The 23961-nt window shown below is 37.7% G+C and carries 24 protein-coding genes; 10 read left to right on the top strand and 14 right to left on the bottom strand.

What is annotated here, in order from left to right; all coding sequences use genetic code 11:
* Nucleotides 1-110: 110 nt before the first annotated feature.
* Nucleotides 111-956 carry a mechanosensitive ion channel family protein gene (locus CW745_RS12010; RefSeq protein ID WP_101108929.1) on the bottom strand — a complete coding sequence of 282 codons (846 nt, stop codon included), beginning with the start codon at nt 954-956 and terminating at the stop codon, nt 111-113.
* Nucleotides 957-1172: 216 nt separating this feature from the next.
* Here CW745_RS12010 and CW745_RS12005 point away from each other — a divergent pair, with 216 nt between their 5' ends.
* The 3 genes from CW745_RS12005 (at nt 1173) to CW745_RS11995 (ending at nt 4950) form a co-directional block, all read left to right on the top strand.
* Nucleotides 1173-2165: a 2-hydroxyacid dehydrogenase gene (locus CW745_RS12005; protein WP_101108928.1), complete on the top strand. Its 993-nt coding sequence runs from the start codon at nt 1173-1175 to the stop codon at nt 2163-2165.
* A gap of 96 nt (nt 2166-2261) precedes the next feature.
* Nucleotides 2262-4526 (top strand): penicillin-binding protein 1B, encoded by a 2265-nt coding sequence (gene mrcB / locus CW745_RS12000; protein ID WP_238596801.1) that lies wholly within the window; start codon nt 2262-2264, stop codon nt 4524-4526.
* A gap of 7 nt (nt 4527-4533) precedes the next feature.
* The gene (locus CW745_RS11995) at nt 4534-4950 is read left to right on the top strand and encodes a tetratricopeptide repeat protein (protein WP_101108926.1); all 417 of its coding nucleotides are present in this window, start codon (nt 4534-4536) and stop codon (nt 4948-4950) included.
* Here the strand turns inward: CW745_RS11995 and yegD are convergent.
* The 4 genes from yegD to CW745_RS11975 all read right to left on the bottom strand — a co-directional run bounded on the left by yegD (nt 4947) and on the right by CW745_RS11975 (nt 8905).
* Nucleotides 4947-6260, bottom strand: a complete 1314-nt coding sequence (yegD, locus tag CW745_RS11990) for a molecular chaperone (RefSeq protein WP_101108925.1) — start codon at nt 6258-6260, stop codon at nt 4947-4949. The two genes, CW745_RS11995 and yegD, sit on opposite strands and share 4 nt — an antisense overlap.
* A 75-nt stretch (nt 6261-6335) precedes the next feature.
* Nucleotides 6336-6656, bottom strand: a complete 321-nt coding sequence (locus CW745_RS11985; protein WP_101108924.1) for a hypothetical protein — start codon at nt 6654-6656, stop codon at nt 6336-6338.
* Between the two features lie 203 nt (nt 6657-6859).
* Nucleotides 6860-8380: a carbon-nitrogen hydrolase family protein gene (locus tag CW745_RS11980; protein ID WP_101108923.1), complete on the bottom strand. Its 1521-nt coding sequence runs from the start codon at nt 8378-8380 to the stop codon at nt 6860-6862.
* A 366-nt stretch (nt 8381-8746) separates the two neighbouring features.
* On the bottom strand, nt 8747-8905 hold the full coding sequence (locus CW745_RS11975) for a YqaE/Pmp3 family membrane protein (protein WP_101108922.1): 159 nt from the start codon (nt 8903-8905) through the stop codon (nt 8747-8749).
* Between the two features lie 542 nt (nt 8906-9447).
* Between CW745_RS11975 and CW745_RS11970 the strand changes: the two genes are divergently transcribed.
* On the top strand, nt 9448-9627 hold the full coding sequence (locus CW745_RS11970; protein ID WP_101108921.1) for a DUF6435 family protein: 180 nt from the start codon (nt 9448-9450) through the stop codon (nt 9625-9627).
* Nucleotides 9628-9759: 132 nt separating this feature from the next.
* Here the strand turns inward: CW745_RS11970 and CW745_RS11965 are convergent, their stop codons facing one another.
* Together CW745_RS11965 and CW745_RS11960 are read right to left on the bottom strand one after the other, a co-directional pair.
* Nucleotides 9760-11031, bottom strand: a complete 1272-nt coding sequence (locus tag CW745_RS11965; RefSeq protein ID WP_101108920.1) for an aminotransferase class I/II-fold pyridoxal phosphate-dependent enzyme — start codon at nt 11029-11031, stop codon at nt 9760-9762.
* Between the two features lie 89 nt (nt 11032-11120).
* A complete protein-coding gene (locus CW745_RS11960; RefSeq protein ID WP_101108919.1) occupies nt 11121-11441 on the bottom strand; it encodes a hypothetical protein in 321 nt (106 codons plus the stop codon).
* A gap of 402 nt (nt 11442-11843) precedes the next feature.
* Here CW745_RS11960 and CW745_RS11955 point away from each other — a divergent pair, with 402 nt between their 5' ends.
* The 3 genes from CW745_RS11955 (at nt 11844) to CW745_RS11945 (ending at nt 14643) form a co-directional block, all read left to right on the top strand.
* A complete protein-coding gene (locus CW745_RS11955) occupies nt 11844-12719 on the top strand; it encodes a DUF3014 domain-containing protein (protein ID WP_101108918.1) in 876 nt (291 codons plus the stop codon).
* Nucleotides 12720-13007: 288 nt separating this feature from the next.
* The gene (locus CW745_RS11950) at nt 13008-14111 is read left to right on the top strand and encodes a phosphoribosylaminoimidazolesuccinocarboxamide synthase (RefSeq protein WP_101108917.1); all 1104 of its coding nucleotides are present in this window, start codon (nt 13008-13010) and stop codon (nt 14109-14111) included.
* A gap of 358 nt (nt 14112-14469) precedes the next feature.
* Nucleotides 14470-14643, top strand: coding sequence for a DUF2897 family protein (locus CW745_RS11945; RefSeq protein ID WP_101108916.1), 174 nt, complete (start codon nt 14470-14472; stop codon nt 14641-14643).
* Between the two features lie 62 nt (nt 14644-14705).
* Here CW745_RS11945 and bamC read toward each other — a convergent pair whose 3' ends face one another.
* Nucleotides 14706-15824 carry an outer membrane protein assembly factor BamC gene (gene bamC / locus CW745_RS11940; RefSeq protein ID WP_101108915.1) on the bottom strand — a complete coding sequence of 373 codons (1119 nt, stop codon included), beginning with the start codon at nt 15822-15824 and terminating at the stop codon, nt 14706-14708.
* Nucleotides 15821-16702 carry a 4-hydroxy-tetrahydrodipicolinate synthase gene (gene dapA / locus CW745_RS11935; protein WP_101108914.1) on the bottom strand — a complete coding sequence of 294 codons (882 nt, stop codon included), beginning with the start codon at nt 16700-16702 and terminating at the stop codon, nt 15821-15823. Before dapA ends, bamC begins: the two co-directional genes overlap by 4 nt.
* Nucleotides 16703-16876: 174 nt before the next feature.
* On the opposite strand from dapA, the gene CW745_RS11930 reads away from it, so the two are divergent.
* The gene (locus tag CW745_RS11930; RefSeq protein WP_101108913.1) at nt 16877-17740 is read left to right on the top strand and encodes a tetratricopeptide repeat protein; all 864 of its coding nucleotides are present in this window, start codon (nt 16877-16879) and stop codon (nt 17738-17740) included.
* Here CW745_RS11930 and CW745_RS11925 read toward each other — a convergent pair.
* The 3 genes from CW745_RS11925 to CW745_RS11915 form a co-directional block, all read right to left on the bottom strand.
* Nucleotides 17729-18397 (bottom strand): hypothetical protein, encoded by a 669-nt coding sequence (locus CW745_RS11925; protein ID WP_101108912.1) that lies wholly within the window; start codon nt 18395-18397, stop codon nt 17729-17731. The genes CW745_RS11930 and CW745_RS11925 overlap by 12 nt on opposite strands.
* A gap of 1 nt (nt 18398) precedes the next feature.
* Nucleotides 18399-19019 (bottom strand): glutathione S-transferase family protein, encoded by a 621-nt coding sequence (locus tag CW745_RS11920; protein WP_101108911.1) that lies wholly within the window; start codon nt 19017-19019, stop codon nt 18399-18401.
* 205 nt (nt 19020-19224) lie between these two features.
* A complete protein-coding gene (locus tag CW745_RS11915) occupies nt 19225-19743 on the bottom strand; it encodes an SCP2 sterol-binding domain-containing protein (RefSeq protein ID WP_101108910.1) in 519 nt (172 codons plus the stop codon).
* Nucleotides 19744-19867: 124 nt separating this feature from the next.
* On the opposite strand from CW745_RS11915, the gene CW745_RS11910 reads away from it, so the two are divergent.
* Together CW745_RS11910 and CW745_RS11905 are read left to right on the top strand one after the other, a co-directional pair.
* Nucleotides 19868-20863, top strand: a complete 996-nt coding sequence (locus CW745_RS11910; RefSeq protein ID WP_101108909.1) for a peptidase U32 family protein — start codon at nt 19868-19870, stop codon at nt 20861-20863.
* Nucleotides 20864-20878: 15 nt separating this feature from the next.
* Entirely contained in the window at nt 20879-21757 is an 879-nt protein-coding gene (locus CW745_RS11905; RefSeq protein WP_101108908.1) for a U32 family peptidase, read from the top strand.
* Between the two features lie 645 nt (nt 21758-22402).
* Here the strand turns inward: CW745_RS11905 and thiE are convergent.
* Both thiE and thiM read right to left on the bottom strand, forming a co-directional pair.
* Nucleotides 22403-23026 (bottom strand): thiamine phosphate synthase, encoded by a 624-nt coding sequence (gene thiE, locus CW745_RS11900; RefSeq protein ID WP_101108907.1) that lies wholly within the window; start codon nt 23024-23026, stop codon nt 22403-22405.
* A gap of 9 nt (nt 23027-23035) precedes the next feature.
* On the bottom strand, nt 23036-23842 hold the full coding sequence (gene thiM / locus CW745_RS11895) for a hydroxyethylthiazole kinase (protein WP_101108906.1): 807 nt from the start codon (nt 23840-23842) through the stop codon (nt 23036-23038).
* Between the last annotated feature and the right edge of the window lie 119 nt (nt 23843-23961).

The raw sequence follows: 23961 nt of genomic DNA, 5'->3' as shown, positions 1-23961 counted from the left end.
AACAAAAAATATCATTAAACCATTACAATCACTAAATAAGTAAACCAACTCGCGGTGTTATTTTTGAGGACTCCTCTACCCTCTTAAAATAACTAAGCGGACTTCCAACCTCACTTATCCTCTTTTACTAACGCCTTTTGAGTAAACCAGAAACGCATAAAATCCGACGTTAAATTTTGTTCTATTTCTAATGCTCGCTCTGTGGGACAAAAAATTGTAAAAATTACCTGTGTGGCACCGATGTCTGAAGTGGCCACTTGAATATGAGGCTCTGGCCCTGCAATGTGCACATCTAAACGGCTCTCAATCAACTGATTATATCGAATAGCAACATCTCTAAAATCTGCACAATATTCCTGGGCTTTTTCTTGTAACTCGTCGATAAAAACAAATGGATTAACACTCTCGTCACGTGTAATGGTGAAATGATGCATTGCATAACGTTTTAAAAAGTTTAAATTTTTGATTGATGAAGTGATCAGTTTACTATTCGGTAGGTATAGCGTTTTACCCGTATATTCGTAGGAATCAATATCAACTTCTAATAATGTCAGCTTTGCCCAATCTGTGGAATGTACTTCACCATAACATTCGCCGACTTGAATCCAGTCTCCCACTCGAAAGGGACGACTTGAGAGAATATATAAAAAACCGATGAAACATTGAATAAATTCACGCGTAGCAATAACAATGGCCACTATAAAAGCGGCAATTGAAATAGCAAACTTTTGAAATTCAACGGACCAAATATTAAAAATTCCAATTAAGATGCAAACTGTGACTGCATTGTTAACCATATTTATTTTTACACGTTTATTTTTACTTTTTTTGTTAATAAGGGAAACGATGTAAATTTTAATGACTAATACCAACGCAATTAAACTGGCCGTAAGGACAACTTTATTATCTGCCAGTGTGTGGAAAATATCAGTGGCAAATGCAAATGCTTCAGTCATGATGAATATACCTTTGTACAATAATTGGTTAAGCAATTGAATAGGCTGTAAATGCGGTAAATGTTGTAAATAGTGAGAGTGCCCATTCAGTCAAAGTAATATAATACACTAAGTCGCAAAGCAGAATCAGTGTGGAGACAAAGAAAGTTATAATGAATGCTTTTTTTTAACGTATTGTTTCGTCATACTGACTAAAATCATTGATGGAGTTCCCCTATGAAAGTCGCCATGTTTAGTGCTCGCAGTTATGATAGTCAATATTTTAACCCGCTTATTCCAGATTCGATAAACATTCACTATTTTGATACACAACTCAACATACAAACAGCGCCCTTAGCAAATGGCTATGACGCGGTGTGTGCATTTGTAAACGATGATTTAAGTGCTCCCGTGTTGGAACTACTGAGTCAATCAGGCATTAAATGTATCGCTATGCGCTGTGCAGGATTTAATAACGTAGATTTAATGGCTGCAAAGCGACTGGGTATCGCAATTATGCGCGTGCCCGCTTATTCTCCCGAGGCAGTTGCAGAGCATGCGATTGCGTTATTGATGACACTTAATCGTCGTATTCATAAAGCTTATCAACGAACAAGAGATGCTAACTTTTCACTGCAGGGCTTGGTCGGATTTAATTTACATGGAAAAACCGTGGGGATTATTGGCACCGGTAAAATAGGTGTTGCAACAATGGCAATCTTTAAAGGCTTCGGTTGTAAAATTATCGCTTCCGATCCCTATCCATCGGAGCAAGCGATTGCATTAGGCGCAGAATATGTCAGCCTAGAAACACTATTCGCAAATAGTGATGTGATTAGTTTACATTGCCCGTTAACTAGCGAAAATAAACACCTTTTAAATCGTGAAACATTTAAACAAATGAAAGATGGCGTGGTTATTATTAACACTAGCCGAGGTGCCTTGGTGAATGCGACCGACGCGATTGAAGCATTAAAGTCGGGAAGAATTGGTGGTTTAGGTTTAGATGTTTATGAAGAGGAAGAGCATCTCTTCTTTGGAGATCACTCTAGTGAAATTATTACCGACGATATATTTAGGCGTTTGTCTGCGTGCCATAATGTAATATTTACTGGCCATCAAGCATTTTTGACGCAAGAAGCGTTAACGAGTATTGCGCAAACGACCTTAGATAATTTATCTGCCTTTATGAAAGGCGAGCCATTAATTAATGAGGTGACGACGCAATAGATTATGGCAATAACACTATGCAATAAAAGCCATCTCTATTTGTGATATTATGGCACTTCAATTTATGACTTACAGTGAATTTCATTGAGGTGCCCTTTGGCTTTATCCCGCAAAAAACTACTCGTTAGCTTCCTGATACTATTAACCACCCTTTTATGTGCATGGATCGTCTATTTAGACATCACCATCCGCAGTACCTTTGAAGGTAAAAAGTGGTCGATTCCCGCAACCGTTTATGCACGGGCGTTGGAGCTTTATCCTGATGCGCCAATATCTCAACAAGATTTAATCACTGAATTAACACTTTCAGGCTATCGCTTTGTTGAAAAAGTAACGAAACCGGGACAAGCCTCAATCAATAAAGGCTCAGTGGTTGTTTATAGCCCAGGTTTTAGATTCCCAGATGGAAACGAACCTGCTCAACGTATCAGCATCCATTTTTCTGATGACAAAATTCACGCGCTTGAAGCTGAAAATGGACAGTCATTATTGCGCTTACCACCTGTAATAATTGGTGGTATTTACCCTACGCATAATGAAGATCGTTTACTGATTAAGTTAGATGAATTACCTCAATCACTGCTTTCAATGCTGGTGGCGGTTGAAGACAGTGAATTTTATGATCATTACGGTATCTCATTACGCGGTATTGCGCGTGCTGTTATTGCAAACATCAAAGGCGGTGGCATCTCTCAGGGAGCTTCTACCTTAACCCAACAATTAGTGAAGAATTTTTACTTGAGCGCAGATAAGACATTTTCTCGTAAGGCACAAGAAGCGATCATGTCCATTTTACTCGAGTTTCACTTTAGTAAAGAAGAGATCCTTGAAGCTTACATGAATGAGATCTACCTCGGGCAAGATGGGCCAAGAGCGATTCATGGTTTTGGACTAGCGAGCCAGTATTATTTTAGAAAACCAATCACTCAACTTTCACTTGAGCAGCAGGCTATGTTAGTGACTTTGGTCAGGGGCGCAAGTTATTATAATCCTTGGCGTCATCCAGAAAGAGTTAAAAAGCGTCGTAATTTGGTGTTAGATATCAGTGTTCGTGAAGGTCAACTTGATCCCGAGCTGGCGAAAATAGCACAACAAAGCCCGTTAATTTTAGGCGATAAAGCCAAAGCGAGTCGTAAGCGTTATCCTGCATATTTAGATCTTGTGCGTCGACAATTACAGCGGGATTATGACAGCAGTGTCCTTGCTTCCGATGGGCTAAACATTTTCACCCACTTTGACCCACTGGTGCAAACAACAGCTGAGAACAGTTTAACGAGCAAAGTAGCCCAGCAACAGAAAACCACACGAGGTAAAAATTTACAGGGGGCCGTTGTTGTCACGCGACCCAATACTGGTGCGGTTATTGCGATTGTAGGGGGAAGTAATGCACGTTATGCGGGTTTTAATCGTGCCCTTGATGCGAAGCGCCAAGTCGGATCTCTGATCAAACCCGCTCTTTTTCTCAGTGCTCTCACACAACACGAAAACTATAATCTAGCGACGTTAATTAGTGATGAAGAATATCAATTAATGCAAGATAACGGACAATTATGGGAGCCAGAAAACTTTGATAAGCAACACCATGGCGACGTGTTGTTATATCAGGCACTAGCGAACTCTTATAATGTTTCAACCGCGCGTCTAGGTAATACACTTGGCATAAATAATGTCATTAATACGCTACACAAATTAGGTATTGAGCAAGAGATACAGGCTCTCCCCTCTGTTGCTTTAGGTGCAGTGCCTTTATCTGTGTTTGATGTGGCACAGATGTATCAAACGTTGGCTGCTGATGGTTTTTACACACCTTTATTAAGCATTAGTGCCGTAGTCGATGCACAAGGAGAAACCCTCAGTAGTTATCCTGTTGTTATAGAGCAACGTTTTAAAACTGAAGATATATATATGTTAAACCATGCTTTACAAGCGGTTACCCATGAAGGTACCGGAAAGGCATTGAGGCGATTATTACCTGAATTTTCAGTTGCAGGAAAAACGGGCACTACTAATGATTTACGTGATAGTTGGTTTGCTGGTTTCTCTGGCGATATGATGGCGGTGGTCTGGTTAGGCAAAGATGACAATAGTAATAGTGGCTTGACCGGATCATCTGGCGCACTGCCGGTTTGGGCATCTGTTTTTAAAGAGCATGCAAAATTACCCATTCAAAATATACCGCCAGAAACGATAACCATAAGTTGGGTTGATAAAACAACGGGAGTGGGTAGCCAAGAAAGCTGTGACAATGCCATTCCATTGCCTTTTATCAAAGGGTTAGAGCCAGATGTTGAAATTAGATGCAGTAAAGGGGTCGATAAAGTAATAGATTGGTTCCGTGATATTTTAAATACACAACAGTGAGTCACTAATGAAAAAAATTATTCCAATCATCATGCTGTTATCACTGAGCGCTTGTCAAACTGTGCCGACTGAGCAAACAGAAAACGAAACAAATGTACCGCAAAACGATCAGAGTGTTAAACAGGAGAAAGTTAAGCCAAAGCCTGTAGATAGTGCCAGTGAAGTTTCGCCGGTCATTGTTTCGTTATTAGCACAATCCCAGATACAACTGGATAGTGGTAATGTTAATCATGCGGTTGCAATTTTAGATCGGGCGATTAGGATCTCGCCCAGATACCCTGAAAGTTATTACCGTTTAGCGATTATACGCTTGCAACAGGGAGAACAACAACAGGCTAAAAGCCTTGCGCAAAAGTCAATCAGCCTTGGCGCAACAGGTAGGCTTAAAAGGGATGCACTGCAGTTGATTAACGGTCTACATTAAGAAAATTGTCGTTTCGCTTTTAGTAAAGCCCCCAAAACGACAGAGCTAAAGGCATCGGCCACTTCGATGTTAAGCCTTGGGAAGCGCATTGTTAACGCTTGTTGAACGAGTGGTGAAAGCCCCATACCACCGGTTAAGTAGATCATTTCAGGTTGTTTCTGTGCCTCTTTGATTGCTTCATCGATCATCACAAACATTTTTTCAAGCCACTTATCCATTGTCTGCTCTACTTGCTGGTGGCTGATATTCACAGTTAATGTTTTTTCAACAAAGGGTAAAGCAAGTGTTGTTTCAGCATGATCGCTTAGATTAATTTTAGCCGTCTCAACAGCATGCATAAGTTGGTGAATTAATCGTTGTTTTTGTACACGTTGTAAACGCATTAAAGGCAGCGGATCTTCACTTTCAAAAATATACTCCGCGATGCTTTTAGCCCGTGAAGCTGAATAAAAATCAGTCATCTCTGGCATGTTATCAATCGCATAAACACCGGAAAAGAGCATATTGGGAATAGCGCGACCTTTTGCCGTTCGCCCTTCTCTTCCAAATAATGGTGATACGACACCACTGGCGAGGTATTTATCACTGACGATCCCCCCTTGGCGGATCCCTTTCGTCGCATAAATGTCTGAGCTACGATCAAGGTTATTTGCTTTTTGTTGGCTTAATGCACAAAAAGTAACGTCGGAGGTACCACCACCAAGATCAACAACCATCGCATTAGTTGGTTTCTCAATTTTTTGTTCAAAGTGATAAGCAGCAGCTAAAGGCTCATGAATAAAATCGACTTCTGCAAAGCCTGCTTTTGTAGCCGCACGTAGCATCAGCGCTTCTGCTTGTTGATTACCCAATTCACCCATCGTAGAATGATAATTAACTGGTCGCGCAATCACAGCTTTAGTTATGGTCTTTGATAACTGTTTTACAGCACACTGCTTGAGGTAGGAAAGGAAACGTATAACCAGGGTTTCGAAGTTATCTAATAAACGTTTGGGTATTTTAGCGCCAAGGAAGTTTTTGGGGCTGTTAACATAGCGCCCTTCATGTGGCGTTTGCAAAAAAGCATTAAAGCCTTGCTCACCAAATAGAATATCTCCGTTAGATAGCATCTCATTAAGCGTTCGCTCATTGTCTTGGGCATTGTCACTGTTTAAACCAGATTCATCATGACTAAGATAGATGGCTGAACGAATTTTATAAGGATTACTACTGTTTTCATCAACCACAATTAATTCGGGTTGTTCATTAACCCAAGCCGCTACAGCACAATTACTTGTACCAAAATCAATCCCAATAAAATCACTGACCATTTCAAATCCTGATAGATAAAAAAGGGGCAGATTTTACACGATCAAACAGCAATTAATAGAGACTAATAGCCTACTTTATATGTCTTCGAAGGACTCTGGCTCAGGGGCTAAACGCAAACGCGCTTCGTGAGAATCAAAAAACTCTCTTTGAGCAAGTATCGTTGATAAAAATTCGACGTCGAAAACATGCTCATCAAGACCTGATTGCAATCGTGTTATACAGCAATGCTTAGCTTCGTCTTCATCTAGTGCGAGATATTCGCGACAAAAATAGAGTTGGGGAATTGCGTAGGCAAAGGCACATAATTGAGCAAGTTGCATTGCATCTTGTGTTTGCGTCAATTTTACTAGGGCTGCACTTTTATTTGTAACTGAAGCGTTGTTTTCACTACTCATAGCATTACTTATATCCAATTTTGATAGTGTTAGCCTACAGTAAAATAGATGAAATGTTAGCGAGCGACTTATGTTGTGTTAGCAAGGTCAATAAATATTAAATGTATGTTTATATTGTAAACAATCAGATTAAAAATAGCGTTTCGTTGATGGCTAGAGTTACTTCCTAATACTTAAGGAAGTAACTGCAGAAGGTAAAAACATTAACGCTTTTTAAGTTCAAAAAGATCTAGACGGCGATCCTGTAGGTTTTTAACACTCCCAAATTGGTTAAGCTCACGAAGCAAGTAGATATCAACGTCGGCAATCAGAATCATTTCGGTATTAGGTGTTGCTTCAGCTTTTATGCCGTTTGCAGGAAATGCAAAGTCACAGGGCGTAAACACCGCTGATTGTGCATATTGAATATCCATATTATGAACTTTTGGTAAATTACCGACACCACCAGCAATGGCTACATAACATTCATTTTCAATAGCGCGCGCATGGGCACAAGTTCTGACTCGAGAATAACCATTTTGAGTATCAGTTAAAAATGGGACAAATAAGATATCCATGCCATCATCCGCTAGAATTCGGCTTAACTCAGGAAACTCTGAATCGTAACAAATCAAAACACCAATTTTTCCACAGTCGGTATCAAAGGCTTTTAATTGTGTTCCACCTTCCATGCCCCATACTTTTACTTCATCGGGCGTGACGTGTAGTTTTTCGAAACGCTCTTTGGTGCCATCACGACGACATAGATAACCTACATTATAAAGGCGATCATTGACAATCTCGGGCATACTGCCAGTAATGATGTTGATATTGTAACTAATTGCTAAATCGGTAAACTTTTGCACAATGGTTTCAGTATATTTTGCCAGTTCTCGAATCGCTTGTGGCTCACTAATATGGTTATTTTCAGCCATTAATGGTGCATTAAAAAACTCAGGGAATAAGGCAAAATCTGAACGATACCCAGCAACGGCATCAACAAAATATTCAGCCTGTTGCATCAGCTCTTCTAAATTACTGTATGGGCGCATTTGCCACTGAATTAAACCTAAACGTACCAGTTTTTTAGTGGGGACATCTATTTTATTTGGTTTTTCATAATAGATATTGTTCCATTTTAATAACACCGCATAATCGTTAGAGTCTTGATCCCCTTCAAGGTAGCCTTTTAATATTCGTGCCGGATGAAAATCGTTAGAAATTTGGAAGTTTAATACAGGATCATGTATCTCTTTACGCTTCACTTTGTCGATGTATTGTTTAGGTGATAGCTCATTTGCATAACCATGGTAATTGGGGATACGGCCACCAAAGGTTATCCCTTTTAAATTCAGACGTTCACATAGTTCTTTACGATAGTCATAAAGACGTCTTCCGAGGCGTAAACCTCTAAATTCAGCTTTAATGAAAACATCAATACCATAAAGGGTGTCACCTTCAGGAGTATGCGTATTGAAGGTATCGTTACCTGTTACATCGTTATAGGTATGTGCTTCACCAAAATCGTCATAATTAACTTGAATTGACAACGCACATCCTGCAATTTGATCATTGACTTTGATGACCACTTGGCCTTCAGGGAATTTGCTGATCAGTGTTTCAATTTGATGCTCTTCCCAGTATGGGTTGGCGACATTCGTATAAGCTTCGATCATTGCAGTTTTAAGCTCTTGATAATCATCAAGACTTAATAATGATAATTCGACGTTTTCAATATTTTGCATTGCTGCATTCCTGCTGAGTGAATAGATCTCGAGTATATTTTAAGTTAGTCCGCTTTTATAGAAAATAGTGTAATGGAAAGAGATTATTTTATCGCTAATTGAATATGAGCTTATCACGCTATTTATAATCTTTTAAGACGCCCATTTTGAACTAAATCACCGGAGTTTGTCAGTTAGAAAATTAATGATTTAACGTTGTAATGAAAGATGATGTAACGAGGGTGGATGTAGCAGGGAAAACCATTACTGACTAGGGGTTGTTGATCTTTTTCGGTTTAAATTTTGTTGATCCCGAAGGGCAACATATTTTGCAAAAATAAACTTGAAAGCTCAACAGCCCCTAGAATAATAAACACAGATGTAAAGTTATTTAGTGGTTAGCCACAAAGCATGGATCGCACCGGGGATATAAAAGAAGAAAGTCAAAATCAGGTTAATGATAAAGTCTTTTCCAAAACCAAATCTTATAATCACTGCCAATGGCGGTAATAATATACAAATAATAATATTTAAAAGTGGGTGCATTACGTTCTCCGAAGCATTAATTATGTTCATTTTTATAACAAGCCAATAAGGCTTATCATTAACTTTCTACCAAAAATGTTTAACTTGTTTTTTTCATCATACTAAAATTAATGTAAATAGTTGTTCTTTTTACATGAATATTAACGAAATGATTACTCGCTTTAAGCAGTAAAATAGATCCGCTATCAATTCATTTTTTATTAGCAAGTAAATGAAACATAGAGATATTTAATGTCTCATCACTGGCTAACATGCTCTCATCTAATTGTGATAACTGCTAAAGTTTAATAATAAAAAGTAAACTTATTATGCACACATAAAAGGGAAGATTTAAATACAAAGTTCCATTTGTGTGACTTGCGATATGACAATTTACAGCTTACTAACTCTGCTTAGTACAGCTCATATGATCTGCGTTTATAAGCCTGTAATTGCATGAAAATTTTTTCATAACACAGTAAACCACCAGCCAGCTTAGTTCGTATTAGTTAATATCTCAGTGATGGATAATCAAACGATATAATGCATAAAAGGAATCAATCATGTTTTCACTATTTAAATCTAACCCAATAAAAAAGTTAAACAAACAACTCTCAAGAAAATTAGAAGAGGCAATGAATGCTCAAAGAAATGGAAATATCAGACTATATTCACAGTTAAGCTATGAGGCTCAAGAAATTGAAAAGCAACTAATAATAATAGAGAAGCAACAAAATAAATAATATCTCTGGGGAAGTTATCTGAGTTGATCTGGTTATTAACGTCTGATGAGAGTTAACATGAGTTAACAGATTTCATTTATATCCCATAAAGTATCACAGAAAAGGTAGCCCAATAGGCTACCTAATTAATGTTTAAACTTTTGCCAGCGCTTGTTCAACATCGGCAATAATATCGTCAATGTTTTCGATACCTACTGATATTCTAATTAACTCTTCACTAACACCGGCTGCTTTTAATTCTTCATTATTGAGTTGTCGGTGAGTTGTCGATGCTGGATGACAAGCAAGAGACTTAGCGTCACCGATGTTAACCAAACGTAAGATCATTTGTAAAGCATCAATGAATTTAGAACCTGCTATGGCTCCTCCTTTGATACCAAAACTCAATACACCAGAGGCTTTACCTGAACAAATTTTCTGGCAAGTTTGGAAGTATTGGCTGTCCTCAAGCGAGGCATAATTTACCCATTCTACTTTGTCATGAGACGATAAATATTTTGCTAAAGTTAATGCGTTATCACAGTGGCGCTCCATACGTAAACATAAAGTCTCTAAACCTTGCATGATCTGAAAAGAGTTCATGGGCGAGATAGCCGCACCGGTATTACGTAAAGGTACAACGCGACAACGACCGATATAAGCTGCTGGACCTAGCGCTTCAGTGTAGATAACATCATGATATGAAGGATCAGGCTCATTAAGCACGGCAAAACGTTCTTTGTTTGCTACCCAATCAAATTTACCTGAATCGACAATGATGCCACCAATAGAAGTGCCATGACCACCGATATATTTTGTTAAAGAGTGCACAACAATGTCAGCGCCAAACTCAAAGGGTCTACATAAAACAGGGGTTGCGACGGTATTATCCACAATAAGTGGTAATCCATGTTTATGTGCAATATCAGCTAATTTTTTTAGGTCTACAATGTTACCAGCAGGGTTACCAATGGACTCACAAAAAATAGCACGTGTATTTTCATCAATAGCATCTTCAAAACCTTGATAATCATCGAATGACACCATGCGTGTTTCGATACCCTGTTTCGGCAATGAGTGTGCGAAAAGATTGTAAGTGCCACCATATAATTGACTTGTGCTAACAATATTAGTGCCCACTTCACAAATACATTGAATGGCATAGGTAATCGCAGACATACCCGAAGCTACCGCCAGTGCTGCAATACCGCCTTCCATCGCAGCAATACGTTTTTCTAATACATCGGTCGTTGGGTTCATAATACGGGTATAAATATTCCCCGGTACTTTTAGATCGAAAAGATCTGCTCCATGTTGTGTATCATCAAAAGTGTAAGATGTGGTTTGATAAATCGGTACGGCTGCGGCCTTTGTGGTTGATTCAGACTCATAGCCATGGTGGAGTGCAAGCGATTCTAGTTTCATAACTTCCCCTAATTAAGACAATACTCAAAACTCATACTAACGATGATAACTTTATATTTCCATATGATTTGTTTATATACAGCACATATTTAAGTAAAATATTCTTGCATGAAAGTGAGAATAACGGGCACTGTTAACTCACTTAAAGAAATTTGCCGTGTAGAGTTAATGTCACCCGCTTTATTTCCAAATGCAATATCAGCTTGATCTGGTTTAGCATCATGCAATAAAAATACAATTTTCTTGTTAAGTGGCACACAGTCGATACTAATTGCCTCTGCTTGCATTCCTTGTTTTCGTAAGCTTTTATCCATAATTCCGATAACAGTATCAAGGGATTTATTATTTAAATAAAAAAGATCATTAGCTTGTGCGATGTTATCAGATAGGGATTTCAGTGATGCTTTCATAGTTTCCTTTTATATTCATTTATATTGTCTGCAATATGGGAAAATTTTGCCTTCCCTTTTCATTTGTTAATTATCTGTTATTCGTTTGATAACTGATACCCTCTGGCCATGTAATGTTTGAATTTTAATATTGCCTATTTTATAACGTCTTAAGCTATAAATTAGTCATAAAATACTTCATTCTTTTTTTTATTTTAGCTCTGAACCCCTTGCCAAACGTGCCCTGAAGGATTTTTTGTGTAAATATTAAACGCTCGTACGTGAAATCTGTAAAAAGTCCTAGTAATAACTGCGAGTTACGAAGATATAAATACGTTTTAACTATCATTTTATTGTATCGTTTGTGGTGTTAAATAAAAGATTTTGACACAATAATTAAAATTATTATTGAAGGTAAGCATCATGGTAGAAGAAAAAAAAGGCGATAATAAAATTACAAAAGCAATTATAATTGCCTTGGGTACTATTGCAATTGGCGGTGGTTTAGGCCCCTATTTACTTGATAGCATGTCGGCAGATGTAAATGACGTTTCACCAACCATTGTTGAAACTCAAGAGCATAACCTAAAGGTCGAAGAGAAAGACTTAGCTGCAATAACTAAAATAAAGAGTGAAGCGGTACAAACATCGCAAACAATAGCTAAAGTAATAGAAAATGATACAACTCTTGATACTAAAAAAAATGAAAAAAAATCAACGTCACCTTTACCCGAATTAGACGCCTCGGATCAATTTTTCATCGAAAAAGTAACGACTACACAAAACAGTAAACTTTTTATTGAAGTTGACATTATCAGAAACATTGTTGTTTTTGTTGATAACTTTTCTCGTGGAGATCTACTAAGTAATTTCAGCCCATTAGTCGAACCTAGCACAGCTTTTTCAGTCACTAATAAGAATGGGAAAATAGTGATCGCAGAAGAAAGTTACTCACGTTATGATGATTATGCTCGAACCATTAACAATATTGATGTTGATGAATTTATTACTCAATATCAAATGCTAATGCCATTAATTGATCAAGTTTACGAAGAGATTGGTTATCCCAAAGGCACATTTACTCTTACCTTTGATAACGCACTACAACATATTTTGGAAACGCCAATCATTCGCTACCCGCTAACAGTAATTTCTTCCTCTGTTAACTATAAATTTAGTGATGAAAATATAGAATCGTTACCTGATACGCAGAAATTACTACTGCGAATGGGCCCAAATAATTTGCAAATGGTACAGCATAAAATGCAGCAAATAAAAAACGAATTACAACGTTTATAAGTTTATTTTTATGTGCTCTGTTAATTTAAGTCGACAATGTGTTGATTTTAAATATTGTCTTTATTTTGAATAGTTAAGCGAATAACTCACAATAATAGTGGCTTCTTATTCTCGAAATAAATGAAAAAATTGGTCAATTGTATGACCGAATCTGTTTAGTTAACCTAAATTATGGTTCATCAGCTATCAATTATTTTACTGGGATATTGATAGTCTTTAAGACTAATTATCTGATAAACTTGCACTCAAATTCTACACTCCATAATTGTCAAAGAACAAGGATACTTCATGAGTCTTGCCAACAAAGTTTTAGCGGTTAATAACGATTTACCAATTCGTACTGACAAACCAGTACACAGTGGAAAAGTTCGTTCAGTTTATTGGTTAACAGAAGCTGATAGTAAACGTTTAATTGAAGAAAAAGGCTACGATGTTGCACCGGATTCTCCGCTAGCAATTATGGTTATTAGTGATCGTATTTCTGCTTTTGATTGTATTTGGCATGGCGAAGGTGGCATGAATGGGGTGCCAGGAAAAGGCGCTGCACTGAATGCAATTTCAAATCATTGGTTTAAATTATTCAAAGAGCAAGGTCTTGCTGACAGTCATATTCTAGATATCCCCCACCCTTTTGTATGGATTGTTCAAAAAGCTAAGCCGGTGATGATAGAAGCAATTGCGCGTCAATATATGACTGGTTCAATGTGGCGTGCTTATGAAAAAGGTGAACGTGAATTCTGTGGTATTAAAATCGCAGAAGGTTTATCAAACAATGAAAAACTGCCTGCACTTTTAATCACTCCATCGAGTAAAGGTATTTTAAAAGGGATCCCTGGTGTACCAGAAGTAGACGATGTTAATGTAACCAGACAAGACATTGAACAACATTTTTCTTCATTCAATTTCAGTAAAGCGTCAGATATCTCACTGTATGAAAAATTATTAACTGAAGGTTTTATTGTCATTAGTGACGCGCTTGAAAAAATTGATCAAATATTTGTAGATACAAAATTTGAATTTGGTTATGTAAAAGATAAAGCTGGTACTGAAAAATTAATTTATATGGATGAAGTTGGCACGCCTGATTCATCTCGTATTTGGGATGGTGCTGCTTTTGCTGAAGGAAAAATTGTTGAGAATTCAAAAGAAGATTTTCGCCAGTTATTATTAAACCACTTTCCTGATCCTGATATCTTATTAAATAAAGATCGTATGCAAGAGCGAACTTTGTTGGCAAAAGAAAATGCACTACCTGAAGCAGTTTTAATGAAAATTTCTGAAACTTATATTGGTATTGCGGAAAAAATTATAGGTAAAAAAATAATTTTGAGTGAAAATCCCAAACAAGAAATTGTTAACATTCTTCGTGATGAATACAACTTAGTAGATTAATTTTTTCTACAAATATTATTTTAAAAGCAGAATTAATTTTCTGCTTTTTTATTTTAAAAATTATTTTTACCAAGAGAACTAAGTCTGTGATCTAAATTTTGTGTAAGAGAAATGACTTATAGCAATTCCGCTAATATAGTGATCAAATATTAGGTAGGAAAAGGAGTTAGTTCAAAATGAAAATTGATGCAAATGGTTCCCTTTACGAAACTTTTAACGCTGATCAGTTATTCAGTGGATCTGGTATTAGTATAAATCGTAGTGCTTGTTCCCTTTGTGAAATTGTAAGAAAAAGATAAGTTATTATAATTTTTAAATAGATCAGTAATTTATTTCGTTTGATATATTTGGAGAGAAGATGAATGGTTGGTTAATATTTTTAATTATTTCGTTGGTACTCGGTATCATCATTAGTAATTTATTATTATTAAAACAGAGCGCAAAAATAAAAATACCTGAGAGTGTATTGAAATCAATTGCCGAAAGGAAAGAAGCAGAAAATGAGAGCAGAGAGGAAAAAGAGAAAAAGTAAATAAAAAAACCAACGGATTATAAATCAGTTGGTTTTTTATGGTTAGCTATGAGCTCTGTAAACTAAAATTCTTTAGTTTGTTTATTATTTTCAATAAGTACGCCACGAACCTGTTCAGTAATACTTAAATAAATTTCTGTTACTTTTTGATCTGGTAAAGGTTTTTTATCTTCATCTAACCAAGTAATTGAAGTTGTACCACCGGTTAACTCACCTAGCTGCACGAAGTATTCGGCGTTATCGAGTTCGAAAGGCTGTAAATTATTCTCAGCCCAATAATCACTATCAGGTTGTTTAAAGTCGAGAAGGAAATAACCTAAATTCTTATCTTGTTCAACAATACTAAAACTTAGTAATTTGAATAAAGCTGGCAACTTACGCCATGTATCTAAGAATTCATTATCAACAATCCAAGCACTTTGATGGTTGTCATCAAAACCCAGTTTAATGCTTAGTGGCTGGTTATCGTTAGCAGCAAGTTGTTCTGACTCTTTCAAATTGTAAGCAAAGTTTAAGAGATCATTCACAAAACGAAGCTCGATATCTTGTTTAGTTGAGCCGACTAATTTTAATTTTAAATCTTTATCTTCATTCTTTTCACTGTAACTTAACACATCTACCAGCAACCCAACACTGTAACCATCTTGTTGTTGTTCGACTGTTAAATTATAAGAAGACTCTTTTAAGATTGTATTTTTATTAAGTGCACTACCAAAAGTATATTTATCGATTAAAGTACCAGTTTGTAGATGATTTTCATCACGCTTAACAATGGCTACATTTTTATTATGCAAAAAAGTATCGATTAGTTGCCAAACCTTTTCCTGCATATCATCGTTTTGGCTAAATGCGTTGAACCATACTTTGGTTGCGCCATTTTTTGTTGGTTCGAGTAACACGCCATCTAATACTGGAATCAGTTGCGTTGGAGGACGAACATCAACATCAACACCTTGAAAACCAACTTTTTTTTGCTCTGCAGTTAATTCCGGGATATCAAAATTATTGCGTGCTTCATGGTTGCTATAATTACCTGTTTTATACGGTGTTGTTAATTCAGTTTGTTGATATTCAAAACTACCATTTGCTTGCATGCGCGTATCAAAGCGAGCACAGGATGAAAGTGATAGTGAAATCATGATTGCCGCAGTAATACGGCAATGTTTAAAAGTTATTTTCATGAAAATAGATTTGCTTCTGTTAAGGCACCGCGCACTTCATTATGTAATTCAGGCGCTAAAATAGTCAAAGGTAAACGACAATCTGCAGATGGAATTAAACCAAGCTCTGCACAAGCCCACTTAACCGGAATTGGGTTTGATTCAACAAATAGTTTTTGATGAACGGGCATCAGTTGTTGATTAATTTTATCAGCTTCAACTTTATTCTCAGACAATGCGAATTCACACATTTTAGCCATTGCAGCGGGGGCAACATTACTGGTTACCGAAATAACGCCATCGCCACCTTGTAACATAAAGTCACAACCTGTTTCATCATCACCACTATAAAGTAAGAAGTCATCAGCAACTAATGCTTTGATGTCGGCAAGGCGTTGTAGATCGCCGGTTGCTTCTTTAATGCCGATAATATTGTCAATCTTCGCAAGGCGCGCAACAGTTTCAGGTAACATGTCAACAGCAGTACGACCTGGCACGTTATAAAGAATTTGTGGTAATTGTGAAGATTCCGCAATCGCTTTAAAATGTTGGTATAAACCTTCTTGAGTTGGTTTGTTGTAATATGGGGTTACGTTTAACCCTGCAACAATGCCACTGTTAGCAAACAGTTTACTAAAGGTAATTGCTTCAGCCGTAGAATTAGCACCGTTACCAGCGATCACATCAATACGCCCTGCTGCAAACTCAACTGTTTTCATTACTACTTTAACATGATCATCAACATTAAGTGTTGCAGACTCCCCCGTTGTGCCAACGGCTACAATTGCTGCCGTGCCAGATTTGATATGGAATTCAACAAGCGCTTTAAGAGAAACAAAATCAATTTCGCCAGTTTTATCCATTGGGGTCACGAGTGCGACAATACTACCTGTTAACATATTAAATCTCCTATTTATAATCACTTAATGTTACTTTTGCGCGCTACTAAAAACAAGCAATAAAGCAACTAGATTCGCTATGTGACGATAATTTTTCCAGTTTGTTGCTTGCGTTCAACGAATAAGAAGATAATCTAAGCGCAATTGAACTTTTTTTACATTATTGAGGTGTCCATGACAGTTAATAATCATGACGTTAACGTTTCTACTTTTCCACAAGTTATTTTAGAAGGCTCTAAAGAGAAGCCTGTTTTAGTTATTTTTTGGTCGCAACAGTGCCCTATCTGTTGTGAGCTATTACCCTTGATTGATAAAATTCATGCTGAGGATGATCAAGCATTTGTTGTTGCGCGAATAAATTGTGATGTTGAACAGCAGATAGTCAACCACTTTGGTGTGCAAAGTGTGCCAAGTGTCTTTATGTTTATCGATGGTAAAGGCGCAGATGGTTTTGCTGGAGAGCAGACCGAACAATTTATTCGCGAGTTTATTGCTAAACATACCCCAGACCAAGCGCTTACTTTATTGCAACAAGGGCAAACACTTTTTGCTCAAGGTGATGTTGAAGAAGCAAAAACGATCATCTTACAGGCGTTACAAAGCTGTAATAATGATAATGAAAATATTCATGATATTAAGCTGGCATTGGCGCAAATTTACCTCGCATTAGGTGAATTTGAAAGTGCAGAGCCACTGTTACAAGCTATCCCGATGGCAAGCCAAAACATGATCTATCATAGTTTGATGTCACAGTTAGAATTAGCGAAGCAATCTTCTCAAACCCCAGAAATTACGGCGCTTGAAGAAAAACTTGATAGCGCACAAGACAAAGCGCCAATTCAGTATCAACTTGCTGTGCAATACAATCAGGTTAACCGAAATAGTGAGGCGCTCACTTTGCTTTATCATATCTTACTCACCGATCTCAATTATGCAGAGGGTGATGTAAAGAAAACATTCTTAGATATTTTAGCAACCACCGATGATCCTAAACTGGTTAGTGAGTTCCGCCGTAAACTATATAGCTTACTGTACTAATTTTTGTAACAGTGATTGCGCTCCAATCATAGGGCTACTGAGAATCTGCGCCCTTTTTTCTATTACGTGATCTATTGCGCCAGCCATTGAGGCTTGCGCAAGTACGATACAATCGTAATCGGCTTGATGAAGTGATATCGTTTTAGCAATCATTGCAAAATATCGACTAAAATCCCCTGTTTCAAAGTAATGCCAACACCCGTCAACCACCTGATAATCAACAGTGCATTGGCTGTTAAGCTTATGTTGTGAGCTTTGCATTAAGTGTGTAGTTGCTTCAAGAGTACTTTGCAAGGCAGCTAAAACTAATATTTTTCCATCATTACTGACGGCTAAATCAGACATCGCGCGATCAATTCGAATCGCCTGCTGACCTGCAACTAATTGTGTATTTTCAGCAATACTGCCTAATGTCGAACAACTACATACCACTAACTTACTCTCTGTAGAGGCGCTGTACAATAATGCGCTTACTTTAGTGATCAATGCTGGTGTTATTCCATCGCGTGTCGCTTCATGTAATAGCTCGGCATCAACAATATGTTTGATACTAAGCTTATGGGGACGTAATAGTTCATTAAATGTATCGACATGGACCGCCCCTGTGTGTAAAAAAGTGATGTCATAGCGCGGCTTATCCACCCTTGCTTGTTCCATTTTAGGTTGCTCCATCAGATGGAAAGTCATTCATTGATACATAATCAGGCAAGCTATTAATACGTTTTATCCAAGCTAATATGGCAGGATATGCACTTAGATCAAAGCCTCCTTCATGAGCGACATGCGTATATGCATACAGTGAAATATCAGCGATACTCAGATTTTCTCCCAGTAAAAAGTCCCCTTTTTCAAGCTGTGTTTCCATCACTTTTAAGGCGTTATGGCCACCCGTTTGTAACGCTTCATATTCCTTAGCGCGAGATTCAGGTAACCCTAAATACACATTAATATAACGGGCAACTGCGATAAATGGTTCATGACTGTACTGTTCAAAAAATTGCCATTGTAACAATGATGCTCGCTCAAAAACGTCGTCCGGTAATAACGCACTCCCATTCGCTAAATAATTGAGAATAGCATTTGACTCCGACAAAAAGCGTCCGTCATCGGTTTCTAGCAAGGGAATTTTACCATTTGGATTCTTTTGCAAAAATTCAGCAGTTGAGGTCTCCCCCTTTAAGATATCAATCGCAATCCATTGATGCGGAATTTTTAATAACGAACACAACAAAGCGATTTTGTAACAGTTGCCTGATTTTATATCAGCGTAAATTTTCATGAAAATGCCTCTGTGAAAAGGAGATAAGAATGATGAAATAGGGTGATATTTGGTTAATTAAACATACTTGGCGAAGTTGATATGTGCATTGTAATAATTTAACGAGCGATTATTTAGTGGGGAGACTTTTAACACCCAGTTAACATATTAACGACTAACAAGTTAACTGGGCAATGCTAATAAAGCAATCTATTTTCGACTTTCTTTAGGCCTGGACTGTTTGAGGAGGTTTCATACCCTGTTGGACAAAGTTTGAAAAACGTTGAATGCTTTGTTGTGCTAGATCTGGCAAGGTCTCAAAATCGATATTATCAAGTAGGTTCTTAACCTCTAAACCTAGCTCAGTATCGCCTTGAATGGTTAATCGACGCTGGAAAAACAGCGTGTCAGGATCTTCTTTGCGCCCTGCTATTAGAATGAGTTCATTAACATCACCAGAAAAAATAACATCAACCTGCTCAGCACTTTCATTAATCACTAACTTTTCATCTTTAAAACTTAAAAACCAAGTTAATTTAAGATCGGTTACTTCCACTTTTAACCATTTATCTTGCAAAAATTCAAGATCGCCATCTTCAATCGCTTCTTTGAACAACCGCGCTAATAATTCACCCAGTAACTTTTTCTGAATGAAAAAAGGCATAAGTGAGCTGGGAAGCGCAAGAACATTCGGGGCATTTTTTACCAGCTGGTGATGGATATTTTTTAATAATGGGTTAAACATGCTTATTCTCTATGCAAAAAGGTGATTATAAATCGATTAGATTAAGACAACCCTGCCCTATATCAATAAATGTTTTAGCAAGCTTTTTACAATGACTCACTCTTTCTAATGCCTTGGAATAGCTATGGAACTTCTTTGTCCTGCAGGTAGTTTACCTGCCCTAAAAACTGCCATCGATTGTGGCGCAGACGCGGTATATATTGGCCTTAAAGATGATACCAATGCGCGTCATTTTGCTGGATTAAACTTTAACGATAAAAAACTTGCTAAAGGTGCTCAATATGTTCGCGATCACAATAAGCATCTTCATGTAGCGATAAATACATTTGCTCATCCTGGTGGAGAGAAACGTTGGCAAAATGCCGTTGATAAATGTGTCGACTTAGGTGCTAATGCAGCCATCATTGCTGATATTGCAACACTTGATTATGCGGCCAATAAATACCCTGATTTAGAGCTACATTTAAGCGTGCAGGCCTCTGCAACAAATACTGCTGCTATCGATTTTTATAAACAAAATTTCAATGTTAGACGTGTCGTGTTGCCACGTGTTTTATCCATTCATCAAGTAAAGCAACTTGCACGAAATACAGATATGCCACTTGAAGTATTCGCCTTTGGTAGCCTTTGCATTATGGCCGAAGGACGTTGCTACCTTTCTTCATATTTTACAGGTGAGTCCCCAAACACAGTCGGAGCCTGTTCGCCCGCCAAATTTGTTCGTTATAGTGAAACAGAACAAGGACTTGAGTCTCGCTTAAATGACATTTTGATTGATCGTTACCAACAAGGTGAAAAAGCGGGTTATCCAACACTGTGCAAAGGTAAGTTTAATGTTGAAGACAACCTTTATCATGCACTAGAAGAGCCAACGAGTTTAAATACCCTTTCCATGGTTCCTGAGTTAATGAAGGCAAATATCTGTTCGGTAAAAATCGAAGGAAGACAACGTAGCCCTGCCTACGTAGAGCAAATAACTAAAGTGTGGCGAGCGGCGATTGATCGTTATAAAGCCAACCCAGAAGGCTATCACGTAGATGATGAATGGAATGCGGTATTAGCTAATGTCTCTGAAGGGACTCAAACCACCTTAGGTGCCTATCACCGAGATTGGCAATAAACATAAGGAATTAAAATGAAATTATCATTAGGCCCACTACTTTATTACTGGCCAAAACAAACCGTTGAAAGCTTTTATAAGCAAGCATTAAACAGTGAAGCAGATAGTATTTATCTCGGAGAGACAGTGTGTAGTAAGCGTCGTGAACTAAAAGCACGCGACTGGATAAATTTAGCGAAAGAACTAAACGGCAACGGTAAAGAGATTATTCTCTCTAGCATGGCCTTACTTGAAGCCCCCTCAGAAGTTAAAATTTTAAAACAGTTATGTGAAAATGGTGAATTAAGCGTTGAGGCTAACGATGTTGGTGCAATACAACTGTTAAGCGAAAAAAAGGTGCCTTTTGTATGTGGTCCTGCCATTAACTGCTATAACGCTTCGGTATTAAAAATGTTTGTTAATAAAGGCATGCAACGTTGGGTTATGCCCGTTGAACTGTCACGCGACTGGTTAGCTAAAACGGTCAATGATTGTGAAGATTTAGGTATTCGTTCGCAATTTGAAGTAGAGGTTTTTTCACATGGTTTTATGCCGCTAGCGTATTCTGCCCGCTGTTTTACAGCACGCTCTGAAAATAAAGCGAAGGATGATTGTGAACTTTGCTGTATCAACTATCCGCAGGGGCGAGCAACCACCACGCAGGAAGATCAACAGGTATTCATTTTAAACGGCATTCAAACACAGTCGGGATACTGCTATAACTTGATAAATGATCTTCCCTCAATGCAAGGTTTAGTCGATGTAGTTCGTGTTAGCCCTTCCGATGAACAAGCATTTACAGTATTAGAGCAATATAGAGAGGCACTGACAACGGGGACTTCGGCAGTTAAACTTGAAAGTAAAGAGTGTAATGGCTTTTGGCATCAGGTTGCAGGATTACAAACGCAACTTTAACAAAAGCCTCAACTGATACACAGTTGAGGCTTTTTCACTGTTCACAGTGATTTGTTAATCTTTGTTTCCATTTTTTATAATGGACAGAGCGATGACTAAACCAACTGCGGTAACAGCTGCAAAGAGTGTAAATGAAGATAATAAAGACATTGATATTGCTTCTCGTTAAGTAATAAAGCAATCCTTTGGGGTGAGTTGTATCCATTGATTTCTAAACAGTAAATTATCTTCGTTTGGGTGTTATTACAAGCACTTTTTATCTGAAACATGTTTTGCTATGATCTATATCAGCTCATTTGATGCTATTGCTATAATACCAAATCCACTAAATAACTGATCAATCTTCGCCTTGAACTGACTCCTTTTACCTGCGTAATATTTGATCACTATATTAGCGAAATTGGTATAAATTCAAATCACGTATAAACCAGGTAAAAATATTTAACCTAATTCTAGACAAAGGAATCGCACAGGTAGTGTATATCAATAGGTTTAAATGTATCTCATACAGTGCTGTTATTTTTGTGTAGTTCAAGGCAAATTATCGAAGCAATAACTGGTTATTGGAAGATGATTTAACACAGAAATACTCTAAACTAATAGTGCTGTATCTATTTGCTTATCCAGAATTGAGGTTACATCGTTTTAAACGCTTTTAATTAGCGCTAATAACTTTTTACTCGCCTGTTGTGGGGAATTCGAATGACAAATTGCAGAAACTAACGCTATGCCTTGCACTTTTGTCATTGCAATTTGCTGGATATTTTTTGCATTAATCCCTCCAATTGCAACCAGCGGTAAATCGCTTTGCTTAAGAGCGTTGACTAGGCCTGTTATGCCCCACTCTTTTAAGGTATTGGTTTTCGTTGGAGTTGAGAAAATCGCACTAATACCTAAATAATCGACGGGTAGTATTTGTGCTTGTTGTAGCTGTCTCTCATTTTCAACAGATAACCCCAATATTTTATCAGGGCCAAGAAGCTGTCGTGCAATATGTGCAGGCATATCACTCTGTCCTAAATGCACACCATCAGCGTCTACTGCTAATGCAATATCAACTCGATCATTTATAATAAGCGCTACACCACTTCCTTCAAGTACTGATTTGACAGCTTTGGCGCGTTCAAGAAAGTGTCGAAAGCTAGTTTCTTTTTCACGAATTTGCACCATGCTAACGCCACCTTTGACAGCTTGATCAACAACGTGACACAGAGTTGCGATATCTTGCTTTTCATCGGTAACTAAGTATAACTGATAGGGATTATTCATAATTAACGCCTAATAATCAGTTGCTGTTAATTTCAATCGTTCAATTACCGTCTTTGCATCAAGTTGGTATAAGCTGTCTAGTAAATTAAGTTGCAAACTTCCCGGGCCTGCTGAATTTTCGGCTGCTATCTCGCCGGCAACTCCTAGTATTGCGGTGGCTGCTACCCCACTTACTTCTCCAATAGCTGCAAAGGCACCCGTTAACGCGCTGTGAGTACAGCCCATTCCAGTTACATAGGGCATCATTTGATGGCCATTATTTAATTGGTAGCAATATTGCGATGTGACCACAAAATCAGTACTTCCAGAAATGACAACATTACATTGGTATTGCTTCGCAATCATTTTGGCTGCGTCTACTGCAATTTCACTGCTATCAAGTGCATCTACGCCTTTACTTTGTGCAACTTCTCCGGCTAGAGCGATAATTTCTGAGGCGTTGCCACGAATAATTAACTGATTTGCCGTTTGAGCAATGTTTCGAGCAGTATCAGTCCTCAGTTTACTTGCGCCACAACCTACGGGATCAAGAATGATTATTTTATTGTTTGCGTTGGCTTGCTGAACTGCAAAATGCATACGAGTTGTCCAGACACTATCTAAAGTACCAATATTAATTACTAATGCTCCGGCATAGCTCATCATCTCAGCCATTTCTTGCTGGCTATGTGCCATGATCGGTGAAGCTCCAATGGCTAACAATGCATTTGCAGTGTTATTCATCACGACATAATTAGTGATGTTAACAACTAATGGTTTTTGAGTACGTAATTGCAGTAGTGCATCAACAATATGATTTGAAGTTAATAGCGTCATAGTGATCCTTAAATTTATACCAAATGGGTAGACTGGTAATCAATTTTACGGCTTGAAACAATTTATCTCTGATTGATATTCTCAAAGAGAAACAAGCGATTATGTAAAGTTTTGACATG

The organism is Psychromonas sp. psych-6C06 (genome assembly GCF_002835465.1).
Lineage (GTDB): Bacteria > Pseudomonadota > Gammaproteobacteria > Enterobacterales > Psychromonadaceae > Psychromonas.
The sequence above is the reverse complement of the archived record's forward strand: the minus strand, read 5'-3'. Positions and strand labels throughout refer to the sequence as shown.

What these genes read in the sequence shown, in the direction of transcription:
- CW745_RS11905 (WP_101108908.1), top strand. Translation starts at nt 20,879, where the DNA reads ATGAAATTATCATTAGGCCCACTACTTTATTACTGGCCAAAACAAACC.
- CW745_RS12010 (WP_101108929.1), bottom strand. Translation starts at nt 956, where the DNA reads ATGACTGAAGCATTTGCATTTGCCACTGATATTTTCCACACACTGGCA.
- bamC (WP_101108915.1), bottom strand. Translation starts at nt 15,824, where the DNA reads ATGAAAATAACTTTTAAACATTGCCGTATTACTGCGGCAATCATGATT.
- CW745_RS11975 (WP_101108922.1), bottom strand. Translation starts at nt 8,905, where the DNA reads ATGCACCCACTTTTAAATATTATTATTTGTATATTATTACCGCCATTG.
- yegD (WP_101108925.1), bottom strand. Translation starts at nt 6,260, where the DNA reads ATGGTCAGTGATTTTATTGGGATTGATTTTGGTACAAGTAATTGTGCT.
- thiM (WP_101108906.1), bottom strand. Translation starts at nt 23,842, where the DNA reads ATGACGCTATTAACTTCAAATCATATTGTTGATGCACTACTGCAATTA.
- CW745_RS11995 (WP_101108926.1), top strand. Translation starts at nt 4,534, where the DNA reads ATGAAAAAAATTATTCCAATCATCATGCTGTTATCACTGAGCGCTTGT.
- CW745_RS11920 (WP_101108911.1), bottom strand. Translation starts at nt 19,019, where the DNA reads ATGAAAATTTACGCTGATATAAAATCAGGCAACTGTTACAAAATCGCT.
- CW745_RS11980 (WP_101108923.1), bottom strand. Translation starts at nt 8,380, where the DNA reads ATGCAAAATATTGAAAACGTCGAATTATCATTATTAAGTCTTGATGAT.
- CW745_RS11925 (WP_101108912.1), bottom strand. Translation starts at nt 18,397, where the DNA reads ATGGAACAAGCAAGGGTGGATAAGCCGCGCTATGACATCACTTTTTTA.
- CW745_RS11945 (WP_101108916.1), top strand. Translation starts at nt 14,470, where the DNA reads ATGAATGGTTGGTTAATATTTTTAATTATTTCGTTGGTACTCGGTATC.
- CW745_RS11985 (WP_101108924.1), bottom strand. Translation starts at nt 6,656, where the DNA reads ATGAGTAGTGAAAACAACGCTTCAGTTACAAATAAAAGTGCAGCCCTA.
- thiE (WP_101108907.1), bottom strand. Translation starts at nt 23,026, where the DNA reads ATGAATAATCCCTATCAGTTATACTTAGTTACCGATGAAAAGCAAGAT.
- dapA (WP_101108914.1), bottom strand. Translation starts at nt 16,702, where the DNA reads ATGTTAACAGGTAGTATTGTCGCACTCGTGACCCCAATGGATAAAACT.
- CW745_RS11970 (WP_101108921.1), top strand. Translation starts at nt 9,448, where the DNA reads ATGTTTTCACTATTTAAATCTAACCCAATAAAAAAGTTAAACAAACAA.
- CW745_RS11965 (WP_101108920.1), bottom strand. Translation starts at nt 11,031, where the DNA reads ATGAAACTAGAATCGCTTGCACTCCACCATGGCTATGAGTCTGAATCA.
- CW745_RS11915 (WP_101108910.1), bottom strand. Translation starts at nt 19,743, where the DNA reads ATGTTTAACCCATTATTAAAAAATATCCATCACCAGCTGGTAAAAAAT.
- CW745_RS11910 (WP_101108909.1), top strand. Translation starts at nt 19,868, where the DNA reads ATGGAACTTCTTTGTCCTGCAGGTAGTTTACCTGCCCTAAAAACTGCC.
- CW745_RS11955 (WP_101108918.1), top strand. Translation starts at nt 11,844, where the DNA reads ATGGTAGAAGAAAAAAAAGGCGATAATAAAATTACAAAAGCAATTATA.
- CW745_RS12005 (WP_101108928.1), top strand. Translation starts at nt 1,173, where the DNA reads ATGAAAGTCGCCATGTTTAGTGCTCGCAGTTATGATAGTCAATATTTT.
- CW745_RS11960 (WP_101108919.1), bottom strand. Translation starts at nt 11,441, where the DNA reads ATGAAAGCATCACTGAAATCCCTATCTGATAACATCGCACAAGCTAAT.
- CW745_RS11950 (WP_101108917.1), top strand. Translation starts at nt 13,008, where the DNA reads ATGAGTCTTGCCAACAAAGTTTTAGCGGTTAATAACGATTTACCAATT.
- CW745_RS11930 (WP_101108913.1), top strand. Translation starts at nt 16,877, where the DNA reads ATGACAGTTAATAATCATGACGTTAACGTTTCTACTTTTCCACAAGTT.